General features: G+C 44.9%; 16 protein-coding genes and 1 CRISPR repeat array. Of the genes, 13 read left to right on the top strand and 3 right to left on the bottom strand.

Translation table 11 applies throughout. The features are described from left to right. The 7 genes from cas1 to QE357_RS23390 all read left to right on the top strand — a co-directional run. Positions 1-540, top strand: a 540-nt coding sequence (cas1, locus tag QE357_RS23420; RefSeq protein WP_309713277.1) for a CRISPR-associated endonuclease Cas1, incomplete at its 5' end; no start/stop codon positions are given. A 107-nt stretch (positions 541-647) separates the two neighbouring features. Continuing rightward, positions 648-911 carry a CRISPR-associated endonuclease Cas2 gene (gene cas2, locus QE357_RS23415; protein ID WP_309713274.1) on the top strand — a complete coding sequence of 88 codons (264 nt, stop codon included), beginning with the start codon at positions 648-650 and terminating at the stop codon, positions 909-911. 215 nt (positions 912-1,126) lie between these two features. Beyond that, positions 1,127-2,996: direct repeats of the CRISPR family, unit length 30 nt; unit sequence GTCTTAATCGTACCTAGTTGGAATTGAAAT. A gap of 181 nt (positions 2,997-3,177) precedes the next feature. Beyond that, positions 3,178-3,633 carry a hypothetical protein gene (locus tag QE357_RS23410; RefSeq protein WP_307143809.1) on the top strand — a complete coding sequence of 152 codons (456 nt, stop codon included), beginning with the start codon at positions 3,178-3,180 and terminating at the stop codon, positions 3,631-3,633. A 183-nt stretch (positions 3,634-3,816) separates the two neighbouring features. Beyond that, positions 3,817-5,640: an MGH1-like glycoside hydrolase domain-containing protein gene (locus QE357_RS23405; protein WP_309713271.1), complete on the top strand. Its 1,824-nt coding sequence runs from the start codon at positions 3,817-3,819 to the stop codon at positions 5,638-5,640. Between the two features lie 123 nt (positions 5,641-5,763). Further along, complete coding sequence (locus QE357_RS23400; RefSeq protein WP_309713267.1) at positions 5,764-6,492, top strand: DUF1080 domain-containing protein; 729 nt, start codon at positions 5,764-5,766, stop codon at positions 6,490-6,492. A gap of 955 nt (positions 6,493-7,447) precedes the next feature. Next, positions 7,448-8,635, top strand: a complete 1,188-nt coding sequence (locus QE357_RS23395) for an MFS transporter (protein ID WP_309713264.1) — start codon at positions 7,448-7,450, stop codon at positions 8,633-8,635. 50 nt (positions 8,636-8,685) lie between these two features. Continuing rightward, on the top strand, positions 8,686-9,435 hold the full coding sequence (locus QE357_RS23390) for a DeoR/GlpR family DNA-binding transcription regulator (protein ID WP_309713261.1): 750 nt from the start codon (positions 8,686-8,688) through the stop codon (positions 9,433-9,435). 92 nt (positions 9,436-9,527) lie between these two features. Here QE357_RS23390 and QE357_RS23385 read toward each other — a convergent pair whose 3' ends face one another. Together QE357_RS23385 and QE357_RS23380 are read right to left on the bottom strand one after the other, a co-directional pair. Beyond that, entirely contained in the window at positions 9,528-11,195 is a 1,668-nt protein-coding gene (locus QE357_RS23385) for a GH39 family glycosyl hydrolase (RefSeq protein WP_309713283.1), read from the bottom strand. A gap of 703 nt (positions 11,196-11,898) precedes the next feature. Continuing rightward, positions 11,899-12,231 (bottom strand): helix-turn-helix domain-containing protein, encoded by a 333-nt coding sequence (locus QE357_RS23380; RefSeq protein WP_307143814.1) that lies wholly within the window; start codon positions 12,229-12,231, stop codon positions 11,899-11,901. Between the two features lie 35 nt (positions 12,232-12,266). Here QE357_RS23380 and QE357_RS23375 point away from each other — a divergent pair, with 35 nt between their 5' ends. The 5 genes from QE357_RS23375 (at position 12,267) to QE357_RS23355 (ending at position 19,771) form a co-directional block, all read left to right on the top strand. Next, entirely contained in the window at positions 12,267-13,304 is a 1,038-nt protein-coding gene (locus tag QE357_RS23375; protein WP_309713255.1) for a ClpXP adapter SpxH family protein, read from the top strand. A 949-nt stretch (positions 13,305-14,253) separates the two neighbouring features. Further along, entirely contained in the window at positions 14,254-16,311 is a 2,058-nt protein-coding gene (locus QE357_RS23370) for a glycoside hydrolase domain-containing protein (protein WP_309713252.1), read from the top strand. Between the two features lie 340 nt (positions 16,312-16,651). Beyond that, complete coding sequence (locus QE357_RS23365; RefSeq protein WP_309713249.1) at positions 16,652-17,338, top strand: HAD family hydrolase; 687 nt, start codon at positions 16,652-16,654, stop codon at positions 17,336-17,338. A 7-nt stretch (positions 17,339-17,345) separates the two neighbouring features. Next, entirely contained in the window at positions 17,346-18,644 is a 1,299-nt protein-coding gene (locus QE357_RS23360; RefSeq protein ID WP_309713246.1) for a DUF5690 family protein, read from the top strand. Then, on the top strand, positions 18,641-19,771 hold the full coding sequence (locus QE357_RS23355) for a TIGR03364 family FAD-dependent oxidoreductase (RefSeq protein WP_309713243.1): 1,131 nt from the start codon (positions 18,641-18,643) through the stop codon (positions 19,769-19,771). The genes QE357_RS23360 and QE357_RS23355 overlap by 4 nt, the downstream gene beginning before the upstream one ends. Before the next feature lie 193 nt (positions 19,772-19,964). Here QE357_RS23355 and QE357_RS23350 read toward each other — a convergent pair whose 3' ends face one another. Next, positions 19,965-20,363, bottom strand: coding sequence for a helix-turn-helix domain-containing protein (locus QE357_RS23350; protein WP_307143822.1), 399 nt, complete (start codon positions 20,361-20,363; stop codon positions 19,965-19,967). 192 nt (positions 20,364-20,555) lie between these two features. On the opposite strand from QE357_RS23350, the gene QE357_RS23345 reads away from it, so the two are divergent. Continuing rightward, positions 20,556-21,677: an NADH:flavin oxidoreductase gene (locus tag QE357_RS23345; protein WP_309713240.1), complete on the top strand. Its 1,122-nt coding sequence runs from the start codon at positions 20,556-20,558 to the stop codon at positions 21,675-21,677. Positions 21,678-21,747: the final 70 nt, after the last annotated feature.

Genomic DNA, 21,747 nt, shown 5'->3' with positions numbered 1-21,747 from the left:
ACGCTGATGGGCATTGAAGGCAACATTCGCCAAACCTATTATAGTTGTTTTGATGCCATTCTGGGTGAAACCTTCTGTCTGGATGGACGGAGCAAACGGCCTCCGCAAAACGAGCTTAATGCAATGATTTCCTTGGGAAACATGCTTTGTTACTCAGCTTGCCTGGGCATGATTTATCATACGCAGCTTAATCCAACGATCAGCTATTTGCACGAACCCGGCTTCCGGCGGTACTCACTAGCCCTGGACCTGGCAGAGATTTTCAAACCCATTCTGATTGACCGACTCATTTTTCGAATGGTTAATAAAAAGCAGTTGCAACCCTCCGATTTTCGAATGGAAGTAGAAGGTTGCCTGATGAAGGAATCTGCCCGAAAACGGTTTTTACAAGAATTTGATACCTCACTCAAAGAGACGATCAAACATCGTTCTTTAGGGCGAAGCGTGAGTTATAAACACCTCATCAAACTAGAGTGCTACAAACTACAGAAACACTTATTAGGCATCGATGCCTATAAGCCCTTCAAAGCCTGGTGGTAAGTTTCAATTTTGAAGGAATGAATGATAGAATATAGCGAATAGTGAAAATGACTACTCTCGTTCATTCCTTCTATCATTCACTCCTTCTGACATTTAACATTAAAAATATGTACGTAATTTTGGTTTATGACATGGGTCAGAAACGGGTAGGCAAGATGTTAAAGCTCTGCCGGAGGTATTTAAACTGGATTCAGAATTCGGTATTTGAAGGCGAGATAACGGAGGTACAGATGAAAGAGTTAGTGCACAAAGCCAAGCGAATCATGAATGAGGAAGAAGACAGTCTGATCGTCTTCAAAAATCGTGATCAGAAATGGCTGGATAAGCAAATTGTAGGGGTTGAGCGGCAGTCGGTAGATCCTTTCCTGTAAAGCAATTGTCGTCGATCTCCCGCAAACGTTCTTTGACATCTGAAAAATTCAGTCACAAAACCTGAAAAAATCACCTAACTTACTGATTATAAGGAGTCGTCGATCGACGGGGGTTTTCGTACCATTGCCGGTCGACGATTTTTACCTCAAAAAACCAAAAATAAAACGCGTCCTAAAGGCTGGAAAGGCCTTTTTTTATGGCTAGATTTACGGGGGTCTTAATCGTACCTAGTTGGAATTGAAATTGGGTTACACTCTGGGTAAGCTTCCAAAACTTTATTGTCTTAATCGTACCTAGTTGGAATTGAAATTGTTAGTAGTTTATTTTATTGATTGCTACCCATTCTGTCTTAATCGTACCTAGTTGGAATTGAAATTAATAAACTTTTCAGAGATTCGAATAAAACCAGTGTCTTAATCGTACCTAGTTGGAATTGAAATCCAGCTGAAAGCTTCACTTTTGCGGCCGCACGCAGGTCTTAATCGTACCTAGTTGGAATTGAAATTAGGTTTGGCTGCGGCCGGAGGTACTGCGGCTGGTGGTCTTAATCGTACCTAGTTGGAATTGAAATTTGACTACCATTTCATCCGTAATGCCGTGCGTCTGCGTCTTAATCGTACCTAGTTGGAATTGAAATCTAAGTACGACCGCAAACAGCGTAAGGAAATAGGCGTCTTAATCGTACCTAGTTGGAATTGAAATAAAAATCATTCGGGAAGTTGACCAGGCCAGTAGCTTGTCTTAATCGTACCTAGTTGGAATTGAAATTAAATCACCTTACCCCCGAATATTTCAGAAAGCGATGTCTTAATCGTACCTAGTTGGAATTGAAATTAAGTAGGTTCAGCAACAGGGGCGGGACGATGATCGTCTTAATCGTACCTAGTTGGAATTGAAATATCTGGACGCCTTGCGTATGCTGGACCCAGTAATAGGTCTTAATCGTACCTAGTTGGAATTGAAATCTATCCCCCGTCATAATGGAAAGTTACTTTCTTATTGTCTTAATCGTACCTAGTTGGAATTGAAATCCTTTACCTGTGAGCTCACCCTTCAACAGGTAAGAGTCTTAATCGTACCTAGTTGGAATTGAAATTTGAATTTCGGTGATTTTACCCGTCTGCCATACCAAGTCTTAATCGTACCTAGTTGGAATTGAAATAAAGATAAGGGTAAAGTAGGATGGCGTACGTTGTTTGTCTTAATCGTACCTAGTTGGAATTGAAATGCGTAGCGGGGGTAAAAAGCTTTTGCCTCGGTGAGTGTCTTAATCGTACCTAGTTGGAATTGAAATTTCGCTGCATGGACTTAGCCAGCTCACCCTGCTCTTTGTCTTAATCGTACCTAGTTGGAATTGAAATATTTTGTCGTTTGGTTCAATAATGATGACAGTAGGCGTCTTAATCGTACCTAGTTGGAATTGAAATAAGCTTACTATTAATCTTGTCTTTATTGCCGCGTTCGTCTTAATCGTACCTAGTTGGAATTGAAATAGTGTCTATGTCTGCCATATCAGCAGCAGACAAGAGTCTTAATCGTACCTAGTTGGAATTGAAATATAAGTAAGTAAACATTACAATCAGCAAGCCAGCTTGTCTTAATCGTACCTAGTTGGAATTGAAATACCGGTTCGGTAGTAAAAGCATTCTCTACGAAGGTAGTCTTAATCGTACCTTGTTGGAATTGAAATTTGATCGGTGTAGGCCGGAGCTTCTTCATCAACATAGTCTTAATCATACCTTGTTGGAATTGAAATACAGTCGCCTTCTGCGTCGTGTGCAGTAACAGATTCGTCTTAATCGTACCTTGTTGGAATTGAAATACGATCAGTTACTAGCGGAAGCGGAAATGGCCCGCAGTCTTAATCGTACCTTGTTGGAATTGAAATCTTGTAGATCGTTACGCCTTTCCCGTCTTGGATTGGTCTTAATCGTACCTTGTTGGAATTGAAATGACACTACGGACGGATTACCCCTTGAGCTTAAATACGTCTTAATCGTACCTTGTTGGAATTGAAATCGTGTCGCCGAAGGAGAAGGCAGGCGGCCATAATAGTCTTAATCGTACCTTATTGGAATTGAAATCTCCGTTCGGTCGCGGCTCCCCGTCCATTACGGCCAGTATTAATCGTACCATTACTGGAATCGAACGCCTGTCCAAGAATCCCCAAAAAATCGCACATAACTCCGATAACTATTAATTGAGCCACGAGGCAACCCTGTTTAAGAAAATGGTGTCCTGTACGTAAACCTTTCACACTTTTCTATGAAATCGATTCTTACCTGGACTTTATTTTTGTTTGTATTGACACTGGTTTCTTGTAATTTCTCTGAAATCTTACCCAAAAAAATGGATGGTAGTGCGGGGAATAGTACCTACTACATCGACAACCAAACGGGTAAAGATTTAAGTATGACTTTTCCTATCTCGGTTTATACCCAGGAAAAAGGAATGCATGAAATGGACAGCTCCATTGCTCTGCATCGCAATACAAGGTTACGTTTTTATGAAGATCAGGGCCATTTTGGTCTAAATCCACACCCGGAGATGGCTCTTACCTCTATTCGGTTTTACACTCATGAAAACAATCAGCAAAAGTTGGTGTATGAAATGGCTCCAGTGAAAACCGTAAACTGGACCAAGCATATCGTCAGCCGGGATAAGGATGGCATTGGAGCTACCGATTACATTTTTATTCTTACGCCTTCTCATTTGAAATAACCATCACCTACTCAGCAGGCTAGTCCTCGAAAAGATTATTACAAATAAATTTCCTCAAAAAAGGGTTCGATTGGTGATCGAACCCTTTTTTACTATGAGCTAAACCCGTGCGGACACATGACTGCTTTAGCGGTCTCTGTTTTTACGGATTACAGATATTACAAGAACCTATTTTATTAAACTATGAAACTTATTAACCACCCCGGAGCCATTCTGATCACCGGATTGTTTCTGCTCGCTTCCTGCTCAAACAGAAGCACGCATCTCTATACCAGCGAGTTAGATCGACTAAAAGAAGAGTCTAAAAGCAATCTTTCGGCTCATGTCGATGAATTTAATGCGTATAAAAATCGACCGGAAAGTGATGGCCCTTTCAATGCTAGTAACAACAAAACTTTTTTACAGGAAAATATCCCTCTGTTTACCAGCTCCGACGCGGGTATTTCCCGGGTTTACAACTACCGCTGGTGGATGATTAGCAAGCATCTGAAATCCTATAATGACCCCGAAGATTCGAAATCGTATTGGGTAGTAACGGAATTTTTCGGTGTAAAGCCCTGGGCATCTCTCAGCGGGGCCATTACCTGCCCGGCGGGGCATCAGTTTTATGATGCTCGCTGGTTACGGGATGATACGTTTCTAAAGTCCTATGCCGATTACTTCATGCGGGGATCGGCCTCCCGATTGAATCAGCGAGAGAATGGTAATTTTTTGACCTATTTAAGTCGACCGGAGAGTCACCATTTTTCGAGCTGGATGATTAACGGCGTGGAGGCTTTTCAGAAAATTCACCCCGATCAGGCCTGGACCCGCGACATTCTACCTTCCCTGGAAAAGCACCAGCAGGTTTGGGATAGTCTATTTACCGTAAAAAATCCTTCGGCCCGAACCGCCGGAATGTATAAAATTCTGGACTTGTACGACGGCATGGAGTTTAGTCTTTCCGCCGTTTTGGGTCTGATTCACAGCGACGGAGCCTATAGCTTATACACAAAAGACAACTGGCGTGACTATTACCTGGGCTGGGAAACGACGGGTAAAGCCGCTCAATCCCAGCAAGCAAAGGAGTATCCTAAAGCCTTCCGAAAAGGATATCCCGATTATTACCTCGTTCGGCCATCGGTGAATAGTTATGCCTACGGAAACCTACAGTCGCTGGCCAACTTATACCGACGCGATCAGATTTCAAACGAGAAAGCACGCTATTATAAGCAACGGGCCCTGGCTGTTCAGAAGAAAACGCTGGCTGTGCTTTGGAATAAAGACGATCAGTTTTTTAATACCTACAGTGCCGGGGATAATGCGTTTGGTGCGGGTGATTACGAAGCCAGGGTTCGTGAGTCGGTAGGTTATACGCCCTGGTATTTTCATATGATTCCGGCTTCGTCCTATAAGGATTACAGCAGAGCCTGGGATATGTTTGCCTCCCGGAAAGGCTTTTATCATAACGCGGGCATGACCACCGCCGAGCAGCAACATCCCTATTACAACGAACGGGCCTATGCCTGGAACGGACGGGGTTGGCCTTTCGAAAATTCGGTTGTGTACAAAGGCTACGCCAACTACTTACGAACGTATAAGAAAACAGCCAGTGCTTCGGAGAAGGCACTTTTGTATGATTACGTAGCCAAACTAGCCCAGATGCACGGCAGCGAGCAGCTTAACATTGGCGAATGGTACATTCCCAGTGATGGCAAAACTTTTGGCGGAGAATCCGATTACTTCCACTCCACTTTCCCGGATATCATCATCGAGGATTTATTGGGCTTTCAGGCTTCGCACGAATCTGGTTTTTCCCTGGCTCCCCTCCTACCTGAAAATCAATGGGATTATTTTTATTTGGGGAATATTCGATACCATCATCACGACGTTGATATTGTGTGGAAGAAAGACTGGAATCCTTATAAGCCCGGCAATCAGAGCAGATTGTGCGTATGGGTCGATCGAAAACTGGTTGCTAGTCAGGAATCGTTGAATAACGTATTGCAAGTGAAGATCAAGCATTAATCGTTTTTGATACTATGAATAGCACTCGTAAAGGATTTTTAATGAATATGCGATATTTAACCAATTTGCACAATATTGCACATTCATTACATTCCGCAATTCCTTACTTCTAAACCATTACCCATGAACAAGCGTATTCTTGCATTACCGACCTGTCTTTCTCTGTCATTTTTTTCTTTTTTTACTGATCCTCAGCCCGTTAATCAGTTAAGTGCTCAAGAGAAAAAAGAGGGCTGGAAGTTACTTTTTGATGGCAAAACCATTAAAGGCTGGCATTTGTACAATCAGGGCCAAAAAGCTTCAGTATGGAAGGTACAAAGTGGCGAACTGCAATGTCAGCCCAATACGCCCGGCTCAACGCTGGAACACGGCGATCTGGTTACTGATCAGGAATTCAAAAACTTTGATTTGAAGTTTGACTGGAAGATTTCGAAAGAAGGCAACAGTGGTGTTTTTATTAATGTGGTGGAGAAAAAAGAAAACCCCACCGCCTGGACTTCAGGCCCGGAGTATCAGTTACTCGAACCTTCCCACTATGATTACAAAGCCGACCCCAAAAAACGGGCAGGGTGTTTGTATGGCTTTGCTCCTCAGAAAAATGAAGCCGTTACCAAACCCGTCGGTCAGTGGAATCATTCGGAAATTAAGCAGATAAATGGTAAAATTGAATTCTATCTAAACGGCGTCTTAACCGCCCAACAAAATCTGAATTCTAGCGAATGGAAGCAGATGATTCAGCAGTCAAACTTCAGGAATTACCCTAATTTCAGCAAAGCAACTAAAGGCCGCATCGGACTTCAGGACTGGATGAAGGGCATTGCCTTCCGCAATATCAAAGTGAAGGAATTATAAGGTTTAGCCCCAACACTGATGAAATGCTTAGGCTTAAGCCTAAGCATTTCATTATGCTACTCTATCGTTTCAACGATATTACCTTCTGATCCAGGGAACCGCTTTCGTAAAATTCGTTTTGTTAGTTGGTGTTTTCAACGCGGATTAGTGAGAGATGCGTCTACGACGCTGAGTGTTATTAATGCTTTTCTTCAACCTCCGCGATCTAGTCGCGAACGGACCTTAAGGTATTTGATTATAATCTGAAAGTGGTCTGTGGGGATTTAAAACTATACTTACCTATTTTCCTCGGATTTCATCCGGGGGCACGGTTGGTAGTGATAATTTACTTCGCCCCCCCTGGTGGTGCCCTCACCGACTACTGTTAATGGCTGGTGTCTTCATCAGCCAGAGAAGAAGACACGCGACTTCATTGTATCTAGCCGGAATATGGAGATCATTTAAATCGTAACAAAAACCGCCTCTACCCAGACGCGATGAAGTCGCGTCTCTACTTAAATGCTTGATTGCTTTGCTTTTCGGATTAGCAATCATCCGCCCTGGCTGGTGTCTTCATCAGCCAGGGGATGGTCCATCCATAGGGAACCCCGGATTGTCATCCGGGGCTATCCAGCCCGGGGCTATTCATGTTGAACCCCTCCGGGGTTAAGATCTTCGTTTCCAAACGTTTCTCTACCTTTACAGGTTTTATCTTTTCCCAACTCCCAACTCCCAACTCCCAACTCCCAACTCCCAACTCCCAACTCCCAACTCCCAACTCCCAACTCCCAACTCCCAACTCCCAACTCCCAACTCCCAACTCCCAACTCCTAACTCCTAACCGCAGCGGCGGCCGCTCCCAACTATTCTACGTTTACTCTACCCTTTTGCCTTTGACTCCACACTAATGTTTTTTTCGCTATTTTATTCAAATTTGCATATTATTGCAAATAATTAATTTCATTCTGCTCTTTTAATGAATTCATCAACTCTTGCTATTCATACCAATAAAGCTCGGTTCGGCACGCAAGCCATCTTTCTGGTTTGCGGGTTAGGCATTTCAAGCTGGGCACCGATGGTCCCTTATGTAAAAGATCGCCTCGGACTTGACGAAAGCAGCATTGGCCTATTACTTCTGTTTCTCGGGGCAGGAGCCATTTTAATGATGCCTGTCACAGGCTGGCTGATTTCAAAACTGGGTTCGCGTCGTGTTATACTCGGAGCCACGGTTGTGATGTCCACAGCCTTACCTCTGTTATTACTCATGAATTCACCCCTCACCATGGCCCTGATGTTGTTCCTCTTTGGTTCCGGCGTCGGGAGTGTAGACGTGGCCATGAACGCCCATGGCGTGCAGGTGCAAAACCTTTCGGACAAGCCCATTATGTCATCCCTTCACGGCTTATTCAGCGTGGGCGGTTTGCTGGGGTCTCTGGGAATTGGGTTTCTGATCCGTTCCGGTCTGGAACCTTTGTGGGCGGCGGTCGCCATTTCCTGCTTGCTCGTTATCCTCATGCTAAGTCAGTATAAAGTTTTGTTGGATGCCGATACGGAACAACAGGTAATGGCACGTTTTACTACGCCACCGAGCGAAACCTCTCGTTCAAAAGTATCCTGGTTGCACGGGCAGGTTCTTTTCCTGGGGGCCTTATGCTTTGCTTCTTTTCTGTCTGAAGGAGCAATGCTGGACTGGGGTGCCATTTTCTTACGCGATACCAAAGGCGTAGAAGAATCGTTGGCGGGCATTGGCTACGCCGCTTTTTCGGTTGCGATGGCCGTCATGCGATTGCTCGGTGATGGCATTGTTTCCCGAATTTCTTCGGCTACCGTCGTTATTGCCGGAAGCCTGATTGGAGTAGCCGGATTCGGCCTGCTTATTTTTTCGCCCTGGCTGGTAGTAACCTTGGCAGGTTTTGTGCTGGTGGGCATTGGTGCGGCCAATATTGTGCCGGTCTTTTTTAGTGAAGGAAGCCGGTTACGGGACGTTCCGAGTTCGGTAGCAATCCCGGCTATTACCACGATGGGTTATGCGGGTCAACTGGCGGGGCCCGCCATTCTGGGTTTTCTGGCCCAGCGTACTTCACTTCCTACCGCTTTCGGGTTTACTGGGTTGTTATTATTTCTCGTAGCAGTAGCCTATTTTGTAAAAAGCAAAAAGAACTAGTGATTACATCCCATCAGGAATGAAACGATCCATTGAACAATCTGCCGATCATGCTGAAAGAAGAACGTTTTGATCATATTTTAAAAGAGCTCAAATCCAGCAATAAAGTCTTTTTCGAAGGCTTGGCAAAAGATTTGCAGGTATCGGAAGATACCATTCGTCGCGACATTGAACTGCTGAGTAAGAGTGGCTTATTGGTAAAAGTACGGGGGGGAGCCATTAATCCTTCCGTGAACCCGCTGTCCTTTCAGGATCGAACCGATCTGTTTTCGGATGCTAAAAAAGTCATTGCCCTGAAAGCTCAGCAATTGCTTAAAAGTGTACGAACGGTTTTTATGGATGGTGGCACCACAACACTGGCAGTGGCGGCCAGCCTTCCCGTTCAAAGTGAGTTACGGGTCATTACTAACAACATGGCCCTGATCCCCATGCTTTCCAATCACGAACACGTCGAAATCATAGTTCTGGGTGGTATGTATAATCGCCTCACGAAAACAAATCTGGGCGTACAAACCGCTTTGGAAGCCCAGAAATACCAGGCCGATTTATACCTCATGGGTACGTGTGCCATTGATAGTGATCGTGGCATTACTGCGGCTATCCATGAGGATGGAGAGATCAAAAAAATATACATGAAAGCGGCGGTAAAAACAGCCGTACTTGCCAATTACGAAAAACTGGGAACCGTAGATTTTTTCAACGTAGCCGAACTCTCCGGTATTGACACACTCATTACCGATTTACCCAGCAATGACGCTCGCCTGAATCCTTACCGTTCATTTGATCTCGAAATTCTATAAGTCATCAATTCTCATCTGATTAATAGGTTTGGTATCTGATAAAATCCAACTAACGAAAAGGCCCGGTAACGAATGCCCGAGCCTTTTCATGTTTATTCCCAACGAAGCTGAAGCAATGATACTCCCTGCCGGGGAAGATCGAATTTCAAAACCGTTTCGCCTTTCGTTACTTTGACACGAGACGGAGCCCCAAGCGATTGCAGTTGGCCCGCCTTTTCAAGCTGGGTAATCTGAGCAGCTGTTGGGGATTGGGGTGAGCCCATTTGCTTCCAGACTTCGTACGAATTGCTATGCTTCTGATCGATTCGGTAATGCGTCAGTTTAACCGTCTTTCCGGGTAATCCGGTCACTTTAACCTCTACAGGAGCATCTGAACCCGGCAGGTTATCATCGTGGTAATGCCAGACCATTACCGCTGCTGATTTCGTTCCTTTGGATGCCAGGGCGTTGATGTCTACCTCGTCACGCACGCTTTTGTCACGCACCCGAACATAATCGTAAGCCAGACCACTTTTTACTTCTACTCTGGTTTCAGGCATTTTACCAAACATGCGAAAAACATTCAGCACGGGTTTGTCCACGCCATTGGTAGCCAAATCCCGAAAGCCTCGGAACCAGGCCTGGTCCTCAAACTCAAAAGCCCAGGTAACCGCCCCCGCCAGATTTACGCCTCTCGCCTGAGCGAGATCATATTTACGGGCAAACGAGGCAGCCGTATAACTCGAATACATGGTTCCGTTTCGATACGCATTTTGCGGACTGTAGTCTTCCGAACAGGCCGCACATCCTTCAGGATCAGACTCTCCAATGATAATAGGCAAGTTCTTTAAGGCTGGATACGAAGAAACGATTTCAAACCCTTTATCAATATCGCGTAACTGCGTACCCATGTTCATTTGCACATGGCCATCCACCAGCTTCGGAGCACCCTTGGCGTGATAGGTAATGAAATCAATCGGCGTGCCTGTTTTCCCGGTTACGTAATTCTTGCCATTCACAACGTGATCCATGAACGCCCTGAAGAACTTTTGTGAATTCTTATCGCCCGGCCCCGTTACTTCCGGTCCACCAATGCGAGCCGTGGGCAAAGCCCGTTTTACGGCATCTGCGGTATAATCATAAAGTTTGATGTATTCCTCAGTTGTGCCTTTCCAGTAGGGAATGTTCGGTTCATTCCAAAGTTCCCAATACCAGCTTTCCACTTCTTTCTGACCGTATTTCTCGACGGAATGTCGTACCCACTGGTACACTAGCTCGGCCCATTTGTTATAATCCTTCGGAGGATATGCCCAGCCCACGAAAATGTCATTATAGTTATCGCCGGGTTTCCAGTGGTGACGATACGGCTGGGGTTTAGTGGAAAGGGCTTCGGGCATAAAGCCAATCTGAGCAATGGGTTTCATGCCTCGTTCAATGAACGTGTCAACTATTTTATCGACAATCGTCCAGTTATAAATAGGATTACCCTGAGCATCTTCCGTGTAAGCGTTGGTAGAACCCCATTTTAAAGCCGCCTCACCGTCACCCGTAACCAGCAAACTATGCACACGAACGTAAACCGGAACCTTACTGAGTTTAGCAATTTCAGTTAGAAGCTTCTTCCCATCTTTCATGTACGTATAGTTAGGCTCGTCATAACCAAACCAAGCCCAGATGGGTTTCAGCGGGCCTTTCTCCCGAGTTAAATCAACCTCAATATGGACAGGTTTAATCGTCTTGTCCTGAGCAAACGTTGAAGAGAAAGGCGTACAGGAGATCATCGCAACAGCGAAAGTCAGGCTAGGCTTTCGAAATGGTTTTTTCCAAAAATTCATAAATGGTTTAGATAAGGTTCATACGCATTACTAACGGTTAAGCATAGATAATTACTTTTAAACGATAGCCAGACATTTCGACTCTAAAATTAAATAACATCAACTATCCTAATTGGCACTAAATGATGTTAACCCATTACCATGAATCCTGCTATTTCTTGTAACTTAACAAACAGGCTACTCTGATTCCTTAAATGGGTCATTAGAAGTAGAAATTTATAACCCGATCAGACGCCTTTTATTTACAGCCTCCGCTCTGGTTTGCAATAATTATTCAGTCCTGCGAAAAACGCAGTGGCAGTGTTCCTTCTATAAGCTCTGAATGATTAGGGTCAATGGGAAGGGATTCGAACGGAAATGCCTAGTAAAAGCGTAACGTCACAAAAAGTGGGTTATATCTCAGGTTCTGGCATAGGACAATGATAACTTAATCAACTACATTACTTTTTTCAAGAATGATTCTGCGTCGTCACGTTTAGCCCAGGGAAATCTCCTAGGGAAATAAAGACAACTTATTCGTTTTGGAAAGCTATAGTCCTAAGCACTGATTATATAAAGCAGCAAATGTATACTCGTGAATTAATGACGGATTATACCCGGAAAGCGGATACGATTTGGCCTGATTACAAGTTCTCAAATACAACCAATATTAAGAAAGCCCTTCCAGTTGCCGGAAAACGGGAATCAGGGCTTTTCCTTTGTCAGTCAGGTAATACTCAATGTGCAGGGGCTTTTCCCGAATCGTTACCTTTTTTAATACTCCCATTTCTTCCAGTTCTTTTAAGGCAATGGATAAGGTCTGCTTGTTAGAACCTTCAATCTGACGCTGTAAACTGCTAAATCGCAAGGGCGATTCTATGGCTAGTCGAAATACTTCGGGCTTAAATTTTCCCGAGAGCATTTTCAATAAACTTTGGGCGGGACAGATCGTGGTGTCTTCTTCGCTGGTCAGGTTTTTCTGACTAATTGACTCATCTTTCATGGCTTGCAATCTTTGTACAAAAAAAGAGGAAAATTATGAAACATGAAACGCAGCCATTGATTCCACTGACGCCGCACGTGTTGACCTTCCCTACCGTACTAACGCTTATTCTATTAGTCATAAGCCTTCTCAAGGGCCATTCACAAACCGTAAAAACCATGAATTCCAACCCACTTTTATGCGATCCTGAAACGGGCGTCTGCGAAATTCCAACCGCAACGGAACGTTCATCAAAGACTTCGATTGTAGCCGATACCAAACCCGTGAAAATTATTTACTTCACCGATCCTATTTGTTCTACCTGCTGGGGCATTGAACCACAGTTACGCCGACTGAAACTGGAATACGGGCATTCGGTGGAAGTAGAATACCACATGGGCGGGCTGCTTCCCGACTGGAGTTATAATAGTGGTGGCATCAGTAAACCATCGGACGTGGCTCATCATTGGGATGAGGTGAGTGCGTATTACAAAATGCCCATTGACGGGGATGTCTGGCTCGAAGATCCGCTGGATTCTTCCTATCCCCCATCCATTGCCTTTAAAGCCGCTCAATTGCAGGATAAAGACAAGGCTATTACCTTCTTACGCGTGCTTCGTGAAATGGTTTTTCTGCAAAAAAAGAACATTACCAAATGGGAGCATCTCTCGAAAGCTGCAACCCTTGCCGGATTAAACAGCGACCAGCTAAAGCAGGATTATGAACATAAGGCAAAAGTTTTATTTCAGGAAGATTTAGCTCTTGCCCGACAATTAGGTGTTCGCGGATTTCCTTCAGTTTTCATCACGGATGCTTCGGGTAAACAGGAGTTTGTGTACGGGTATAAGCCTTACACTCTGTACGAAAACGGAATCCACTCGATTAAGCCCGACTTAACAAAAACACCATACAATAAAAGCTGGGAAAATTTATTTGGTCATTACCCTACATTAACGATTCGGGAATTCGCTGAATTAAGTGACTTATCTTTGCAGGAAGGCGAAAAGGAACTTGAAAAATTAACGAGTCAGAATCACTTAAAGAAAACCGTAACTAAAAACGGTCCGATTTATCAAAGTCTGAGCGTTAAATGATAACCCATTTCGTAGGACCATTGCATAGAAGCGTTTAGACAGCGATCTGTCATTGAGAGCGAAGAACGTCCCCGGATTTTATCCGGGGCTATCCATGTTGAACCCCTCCGGGGTTGTTGTTACAATAGATTTACGAAAAATAACCCCGGTCTGGATAGACCTGGTCTGGATGGACGTAGGCTAGATAGATCCGGACAAAATCTGAGGACACTTCGGGGTTGTTGGTAATAATAACTATCTCCTACATGATACCTGAAGAATTTTATCATCAGCATCTGTCATCCAGAGCGAAGCGAAGGATCTTATGACCTTTGTCGAGCTGGTTAGGTCTTGCGGTAACTTAACTAAACCCGAACCGCCCCATTTCACAGAAGATATCTCTTCGTTCGAGACGACAGGAATGATCATAGTCAACCGAAAGAAACTCCACTGGTGCGAGATTCCATCTCATTCCTACAAAAGGTCCGATTCGCATGAAGGTATTCGATTCTAAATGTCAGACAGCCTTTAAGCATTAAATGATAAACAGATCCTAAGAAAGCGGGGCGTGCCAATTGAAGTTGGCACGCCCCGCTTTCTTAATAATAGCATAAACCTAACTACATAGTCATGGTATATCGTTCGTAAACCATTGTAATCGTCACTTCTTTTACTCCTGCTTTTGTATAGATATGGCGTTTATTCACCATGGTTAATCGTCCATCTTTACTAATCCTGACGGTAAGAGTTTCACTAGAGGTAGTACGGCAATTAACCCCCTAGATAATCCTACTCCAACACCTCACATCTTGATTTAACTATCATTAACGGTAAAATTATTTCTACGATAGTTAGGCTCCGCTGAGTTCATACAGACTTAATCATTCTTTTACAAAAGAGTCACATTTGATTTGCCGGAATTACCTACTATTGGTGATCACCAGGTCTTTTAACATAACTTCCCTTTGGAATGAAATTATTTTACAGAGCAAGCCTTATCCTCTTCTCCTGTTTAAGTCTGTTCGAAAGCCAATCTCTTCAGGCTCAGAGCGATCAGGTCAATGTATTTTTGGGGTCTTCTGGCGATCACGGTCAGCTTTCGCCAGCGGCATCTTCGCCTTTCAGTCAGTTGAGCATTTTGCCCAAAACCAATCCCGGTACACACACGGGTTATGAGCATCTTGCTAAAGAAGTCTACGGATTCACTCATAACCGCTTCGAGGGCGTCGGCTGTCAGGGCAGTGGCGGGTTGTTGTTACTCAAGCCTTTTCTCGGAACGAAAGACGACGGCAAACCGCTGATTAAAGTGTCTGAGCAAGCCAAACCCGGTGAGTATACCATTCGATTTACCAATAAGATTAGCACCCAAATCACGGTTCATCAGAACTTTGGTTTATCCGAATATACCTTCCCTGAAGGAGCTAAAGGCTTTCGTCTGGATTTAAGACATACCTTTAATCATGCGTTTGTTGCCGAAGAGCATCAGATGGAAGGAAGCATGGTAACCGGCTGGATACAGGCTAATACCACTTGCCACGCCGGGATTTATAAAATCTATTATGCGATGGATTTGGGCGGCTCGGCTCAATGGGAAACCGAAAGTACTCACGTACTCGTAGCTCAACTTCCGTCGAATACACGCCAGTGTCAGGTGCGGGTGGCTTTCTCAGCGGTAGATGTAACTTCAGCGAAACAACGGCTCCTGAATCAGAAATCTCTGGCAGAGGTCAGAAAACAGTCCCAGAGCTTATGGAACGATTACCTCGGAACCATTCAGGTACAGGGACCTAAAGATCGGCAGTCGTTATTTTACTCGCTTCTTTACCGTACAATTCAGTCGCCCTTTCTAATCTCCGAAGAAGATGGTCGCTTTCGCGGAACAGATGGTCATCTTCACGAAAGCACAGGCAAACGTTACCACGGCTGGGCTATCTGGGACAACTACAAAACGCAGTTACCGCTGCTTTCGGTCCTCTATCCTACCCTTTACCAAGACATTACCAGTTCGGTGAGTAACCTGTATCGGTATGGAAAATACGATTTTGCCGGACCAAACGAACCCGCCAATTCCGTGCGAACCGAACACGCAGCGGTTGTTTTATTAGATGCGGCAAAAAAAGGATACGAGATTGATTTCAAGGCCATTCGGGATTCTCTGATTTCGGACACCGCCCGTTTCGATTTTGGCAAGCCCGACAAATACCTGGAAGCCGCTTTTGATATGTGGACGATGGGCAAGCTCTTTGATCATTTCGGTGAAAAAGATAAAGCCCGGCATTTTCTGAAACGGTCGCAATCCTACAAACCCGTTTGGGAGCGGGAGTTTAAGGATTTGAGCAAAAACGATGTAGATCGAATGTCGGCAAGACGCATGTATCAGGGGACCATCCGTCAGTATCGCTGGGCGATGCCTTTTGATATGACCGGATTAGTTACGCTGGCGGGTGGAAAGACGGCTTTTACGGAACAACTGGATGAGTTTTTTGATGGCTATTATTTCAACCGGGCTAACGAACCGGATTTACAATCTCCAACGTTGTATTATGCCAGCGAGAAGCCCTGGAAATATCAACAGTTAGTGCATCAACTGGCCGTGGATACCGTGGTTCAGTATTACTTCAATGACAACAGTCGCGGCATTGGGGCCCACATTGACCGGATTTACAAAAACGAACCCAAAGCGTTTGTCCGCACCATGGATGACGACGCCGGGGCCATGTCAGGCTGGTTTGTTTTGACGGCTCTGGGCATTCAGCAACCGCTGGTAGGCGAGCCGATTTATTACCTCAATGTTCCTTTATTTGAGAAAATCAGTATTCGTCAACCTAAGGGTAAACTGGAAATTTCGGTTACCCATTTCTCGGATAAAAATCGCTACATCCAGCGAGTGACGCTCAATGGGAAAGACCTAAAACGCGTTTGGCTTACGCACCAGGAAATCATGGCCGGAGGGAAATTAGTAATCGAAGCAACGGCCCAACCTTCGACTTATGGGGCTGATTCGATGTGGGTATCGGAAGGGAACTAGTAAACACGGCGGCCCGAGTCAAACTCATTCAGACTGATCTTCGGCAGTAGTTAATAAAATACGTAGCAACGAAAGACAAATTTCATCACAAGGGCCTAAGCTGCAATAGCTTAGGCCCTTGTGTATTTATAGCTTATTTGAGCGTTTTTATTAGTCCGTTTACCCATTCATCGCCCATAAAATTGCTCCGCGTCTATTTATTTGACAATTCCTTAAATCTCCTTTAAAACCCTACTAATCAAAGTCTTACAAAGCCATTTAGAGCCTTAACAATTTGATAATACCCTAAAAAGTTAAACCTCGGTCTATAATTGCGTAGAAATTTAAATCTCCCTCACTAATGGCTATTAAACTTGTAGTGTTCGACATGGCCGGCACCACTGTTAGAGATCAGAATTATGTGGCCCTCGCCTTACAAAAAGCCTTGAATAACCATGGCTTTGAGATTTCGTTAGAGCAAATCAATCCGCTGATGGGTTACGAAAAACCGTTGGCTATCCGCATGCTTCTACAGAAAACTGAGCCCAAAGTAGAGACAATCAGTGAAGAGCTGGTAGAGGCTATTCACACGGACTTTGTGGCTGAGATGCTGAATTTCTATCAGACTTCTCAGGAAATTGCTCCCCTTCCTCATGTGGAAGAAACGTTTGACACCCTTCGCAGCTTAGGCATTAAAATTGGTCTGAACACTGGGTTCTCACGCTCTATTGCCCAGACTATCGTGGATCGGCTTGAGTGGTCCGATAAAATTGACGGACTGGTTGCCAGCGATGAAGTTTCGCAGGGCCGCCCCTACCCTTACATGATTCAGAAGCTAATGACCCAGATGCAGATCAATGACGTGAGGCAGGTAGCGAAAGTGGGAGACACAGAAGTAGATGTCAACGAGGGACTTAACGCCGGTTGTCCCTATGTCATTGGCGTTACCACTGGAGCCTTTACCCATGACGAACTTCTGCCCTATAAGCCGACGCACATCGTTGATGATCTTTCGAAAATTATTCCTATCGTAACAGCTCAGGATTAATCTTTTCATGAAAGACTCATTTTTGAGTAAACACCCCTGGTTACTGACCTTATTGGCCGGCTTGGCTGCCTTTGGTACGTACAGTTGTATGTATGCTTTTCGGAAAGCCTTTGCTGCTGGAACGTATAACCACCTCACATTAGCCGGAATCGACTACAAAGTCTGGCTGGTATTTGCTCAGATTCTGGGTTATGCTCTTAGTAAATTTTACGGTATCAAGTTTGTTTCTGAAATAAAAACCCACCAACGTATTCAGGCCATTTTGGGCTTTATTGGGTTTTCATGGCTGGCTCTGGCTGGGTTTGCTCTTTGTCCGGCCCCTTATAACCTCTTTTTCATGTTTCTCAATGGCTTGCCCTTGGGGATGATCTGGGGGCTGGTTTTTTCTTTTCTGGAAGGAAGAAAAAATACAGAGTTCATGGGGGCAGTAATGGCCACCAGCATGATTTTCGCTTCAGGATTTGTTAAAACGGTGGCTTTGCAACTACGTCACTTAACGGGCTTTTCTGAATTCTGGATTCCATTCTTGACGGGGCTTGTGTTTCTGCTACCACTGATTCTGTGTGTGTACCTGCTTTCGCTTATTCCGCCCCCCTCAGCAGAAGATCAGAAGCTTCGTACCCAACGCCAGCCCATGGATGCCGAAGCCCGAAGAAAGTTTTTAAGATACTTTTTTCCAGGTATTGTGCTGACCATCTTCATTTATGTTCAACTAACCGTTGTTGGGGACTTGCGGGATAACTTTGAAATAGAAATCTGGAAAACGCTGGGTTACACAGGGTCTTCTCATATTTACACCCAGGTAGATATGTTGGTGTCTCTGGTAGTTCTGGTTGTTTTAAGTCTGCTCATTCTGGTAAAAAACAACCTGAAAGCATTTGTGTACATGCACGGACTGATCATTGGTTCATTCCTGCTAATTGGCCTCTCAACCTGGCTTTTCAATAGCCATCAGCTTTCTCTAACGGTCTGGATGACTACCGCCGGAGTCGGCTTATACATGGCTTACGTGCCTTATAATGCCCTGTTTTTTGAACGGATGATTGCTACCTTTCGCTACCAGAGTAACGTAGCTTTTGTGATGTATCTGGCCGATTCGATGGGTTATCTCGCCAGCATCGGTATTCTTTTCGTTCACGAATTTTCAGACCTTTCTATTTCCTGGGGACAATTCTACAACCGATCTCTCATAGGAATATCCATTATGGGTAGTCTCAGTGCCCTGTTTTCACTGCTGTATTTTCAAAAAAAATACGCTAAATCTAGGCATGAGTCCGTACCCAGCTTAACATCAGTAACAACATGAACAAATCAGCCCTGGTAATAGGTGCCGGCATCGTGGGCGTAGCTACAGCCCGTGCTTTGGCAATAAAAGGATATAAAGTTCAGGTTTTCGATCGCAGTGAAAAACCCGTAGGGGCAACGATTCGAAATTTTGGAATGATCTGGCCCATCGGTCAGCCTACGGGAAAATATTACAACCGGGCTTTGCGAAGCCGGGAAATATGGATTGACGTACTAACGGAAAGTAAAACCTGGTATAATCCGTCGGGTAGTGTGCACGTTGCTTATCGGGCAGACGAGTGGCAGGTCATTCAGGAATACGTGGAAGTTAGTCAGGCTTACCGCCCGGTATCCGTTCTCACCGCTGAAGAAACCCTGGAAAGATCGCCAGCACTGCAAACCAAAGGCTTGCTAGGTTCGCTTTACAGTGCTGATGAAATGATAGTAGATCCCCGGGAGGCCATTATGAAAGTCATCGGATTACTGGAACAAAAGTATCAGGTTGAATTTCACTGGAACAGGGCTATTACTCAAATCAACGGATTACGTATACACTCAGGAGTTAGCAGTTGGCAGGCCGATGAAATTTATGTATGCAGTGGAGTAGATTTCGAAACGCTTTATCCTGAAATCTTCACAGAAACGGCTATTACCAAGTGTAAAATACAAATGCTCCGAACGGTGCCGCAGCCTCAAAACTGGCAGCTAGGACCCTCCATCGGCGGCGGACTGTCTTTTATTCACTATAAAGGGTTCCACGTGGCTCCTTCCCTAGCGAAATTGACTGAACGTATCGAACGGGAGTATGCAGAATACCTGAAGTGGGGCATTCACGTGATGGTTTCGCAAAACGGCAGTGGCGAATTAACCATCGGAGATTCACACGAATACGGCTTGACCTTCGATCCTTTCGATAAAACATTCATTAACCGAATGGTACTGGATTACCTGGCGGGAATGGCTACCTTCCCTGATGAAACCATTGCTCAAAGCTGGCACGGCATTTACCCAAAAATGACGAACGGCAATAATGAATTTGTTCATTCGCCTGAACCGGGCGTAACCATCATTAACGGACTTGGCGGAGCCGGAATGACCCTCTCCTTCGGCCTTTGTGAAGAAGTAATAAACGGGACTTATAGCCGCTAACAGGAGCCATTTTGAGTGCTAGTTGATGATCATTAAGAGACTGTTTGAAATTGAAATGTCCCCGGATGAAATCCGGGGACACGGTTGGCAGTTATAACTTAGCTCATACCTCCCGCAGTCGCTCGGTTCTGACCGAATCACGTACGTATGCTGTCCATGAGCGTTCAATTGTAACATATATTATACCATATCTTTAGGCTTCTTCTCTAATTTCATTAGTACTCCCCTCCTGGTGTTTTTTCAATCGCTCTTCCATCAAAGCTTCAAACTTTTCCTGATATTTGAGGCCCCATTCGTCAATGGCTTTGGTAATGGGTAATAAAGATTCGCCAAATTCCGTCAGGTAATATTCTACTTTCGGCGGCAAAACTGGATATATTTTTTTGGTGATAATGCCGTGTTCTTCCAGTTCCTTCAATTGCTGGTTCAACACCCGACGGCTGGCGTCAGGCACCATTCGTTGTAACTCGCTGGGTCTCCGTTTTCCACTATTGATGCTGAAAATGAGGGCAGGCTTCCATTTTCCTCCGATGATTTCGAGGGTGACCGCCGTTCCGCAAGTGTATTGTCGGGGAATTTTTCGTTCGTACATGATCTAAAAGGTTAATAGGTACTAATTTATCCCTATGTGATTAATTTATCCATACTTGCATTAGTGTACCTATGTATCCAGCTTTGCAGTATAAATCAGAATGAGCCTACAAAGGTTTCTTAAAAATTCTGTATTTACCAAATAAGCCATTGAATCATAGCTTCTTACAAAAGTTATGTAACTAGTTTTCCCATGAATTCCATCACTGAAATTGAAAAATTAGAGACGCTTTTTCGTCCTTTTGAATTAAAATCCCTGCGTTTACGTAACCGAATTGCGATGGCTCCCATGACCCGAGCCTTTTCTCCCGGGGGCGTACCCACTGAAGACGTAGCGAATTATTACCGCCGTCGGGCCGAAGGTGAAGTAGGATTGATCATCTCGGAAGGAACCGTTATTGATCGCCCTGCTTCTTCCAATGAACCCAATGTTCCTCATTTTTACGGAGAGGCGGCTCTGGCAGGCTGGAAACACGTGATTGATGCCGTGCACGAAGCCGGTGGAGCGATGGCTCCGCAACTCTGGCACATGGGCGTAATGCAACCCAGCCGCTCCGGTTGGTTACCTGCTCAACCCTTTGAAGGCCCATCAGGGCTGGTTTTACCCGACCAGACGGGTGGCTCCGCTATGACAGACAAAGACATCGCGGATACCATTGCAGCCTTCGGGAAAGCGGCTGGAGACGCCAAACGCTTAGGCTTCGATTCCCTCGAAATTCACGGAGCTCATGGTTACCTGGTCGATCAGTTTTTCTGGGATGGTTTGAATAAACGGACGGATATTTTCGGCGGAAAAACCCTGGCCGAACGCAGCCGTTTTGCGGTGGAAGTAGTGAAAGCCATGCGAGCTGCTGCGGGTGAAGATTTTGTCATCATCCTTCGTCTTTCGCAATGGAAACAACAGGATTATACCGCTAAACTGGCACATACCCCACAGGAACTGGAATCTTGGTTAAATCCGCTAGCAGATGCCGGCGTCGATATTTTCCACTGTTCGCAACGTCGTTTCTGGGAAAATGAGTTTGAAGGTTCAGACCTGAACTTTGCCGGATGGGCGAAAAAAGTAACCGGAAAGGCTACCATTAGTGTAGGTTCGGTAGGTCTGAATAGTGATTTCATGGGTGCCTTCATGGGGGAAAGCTCAGAACCCCGTTCCATGGATGATTTACTTCATCGGATGGACCGTGGCGATTTTGATCTGGTTGCCATCGGACGTTCTTTATTATCGGATCCAGACTGGGCGAAAAAAGTCCGCGAAGGACGTTTAGACGAACTGAAAGGCTACAGCAGCGAGTCTTTAGCGAAATTAGTCTGATAGCATTAGAAGTGGTTTGATAGCGTTTGAAGTTAGAGGAGGTTTGAGAGCATTTTCTCAAACCTCCTCT

The sequence above is a fragment of the Siphonobacter sp. SORGH_AS_0500 genome (assembly GCF_031453245.1).
Taxonomy (GTDB): domain Bacteria; phylum Bacteroidota; class Bacteroidia; order Cytophagales; family Spirosomataceae; genus Siphonobacter.
Note: the sequence above shows the minus strand (reverse complement) of the source record. Positions and strands in the feature narration are given on the sequence as shown.

What these genes read in the sequence shown, in the direction of transcription:
- QE357_RS23355 (WP_309713243.1), top strand. Translation starts at nt 18,641, where the DNA reads ATGAACAAATCAGCCCTGGTAATAGGTGCCGGCATCGTGGGCGTAGCT.
- QE357_RS23345 (WP_309713240.1), top strand. Translation starts at nt 20,556, where the DNA reads ATGAATTCCATCACTGAAATTGAAAAATTAGAGACGCTTTTTCGTCCT.
- QE357_RS23410 (WP_307143809.1), top strand. Translation starts at nt 3,178, where the DNA reads ATGAAATCGATTCTTACCTGGACTTTATTTTTGTTTGTATTGACACTG.
- QE357_RS23385 (WP_309713283.1), bottom strand. Translation starts at nt 11,195, where the DNA reads ATGATCTCCTGTACGCCTTTCTCTTCAACGTTTGCTCAGGACAAGACG.
- cas2 (WP_309713274.1), top strand. Translation starts at nt 648, where the DNA reads ATGTACGTAATTTTGGTTTATGACATGGGTCAGAAACGGGTAGGCAAG.
- QE357_RS23370 (WP_309713252.1), top strand. Translation starts at nt 14,254, where the DNA reads ATGAAATTATTTTACAGAGCAAGCCTTATCCTCTTCTCCTGTTTAAGT.
- QE357_RS23380 (WP_307143814.1), bottom strand. Translation starts at nt 12,231, where the DNA reads ATGAAAGATGAGTCAATTAGTCAGAAAAACCTGACCAGCGAAGAAGAC.
- QE357_RS23365 (WP_309713249.1), top strand. Translation starts at nt 16,652, where the DNA reads ATGGCTATTAAACTTGTAGTGTTCGACATGGCCGGCACCACTGTTAGA.
- QE357_RS23390 (WP_309713261.1), top strand. Translation starts at nt 8,686, where the DNA reads ATGCTGAAAGAAGAACGTTTTGATCATATTTTAAAAGAGCTCAAATCC.
- QE357_RS23375 (WP_309713255.1), top strand. Translation starts at nt 12,267, where the DNA reads ATGAAACATGAAACGCAGCCATTGATTCCACTGACGCCGCACGTGTTG.
- QE357_RS23405 (WP_309713271.1), top strand. Translation starts at nt 3,817, where the DNA reads ATGAAACTTATTAACCACCCCGGAGCCATTCTGATCACCGGATTGTTT.
- QE357_RS23350 (WP_307143822.1), bottom strand. Translation starts at nt 20,363, where the DNA reads ATGTACGAACGAAAAATTCCCCGACAATACACTTGCGGAACGGCGGTC.
- QE357_RS23400 (WP_309713267.1), top strand. Translation starts at nt 5,764, where the DNA reads ATGAACAAGCGTATTCTTGCATTACCGACCTGTCTTTCTCTGTCATTT.
- QE357_RS23360 (WP_309713246.1), top strand. Translation starts at nt 17,346, where the DNA reads ATGAAAGACTCATTTTTGAGTAAACACCCCTGGTTACTGACCTTATTG.
- QE357_RS23395 (WP_309713264.1), top strand. Translation starts at nt 7,448, where the DNA reads ATGAATTCATCAACTCTTGCTATTCATACCAATAAAGCTCGGTTCGGC.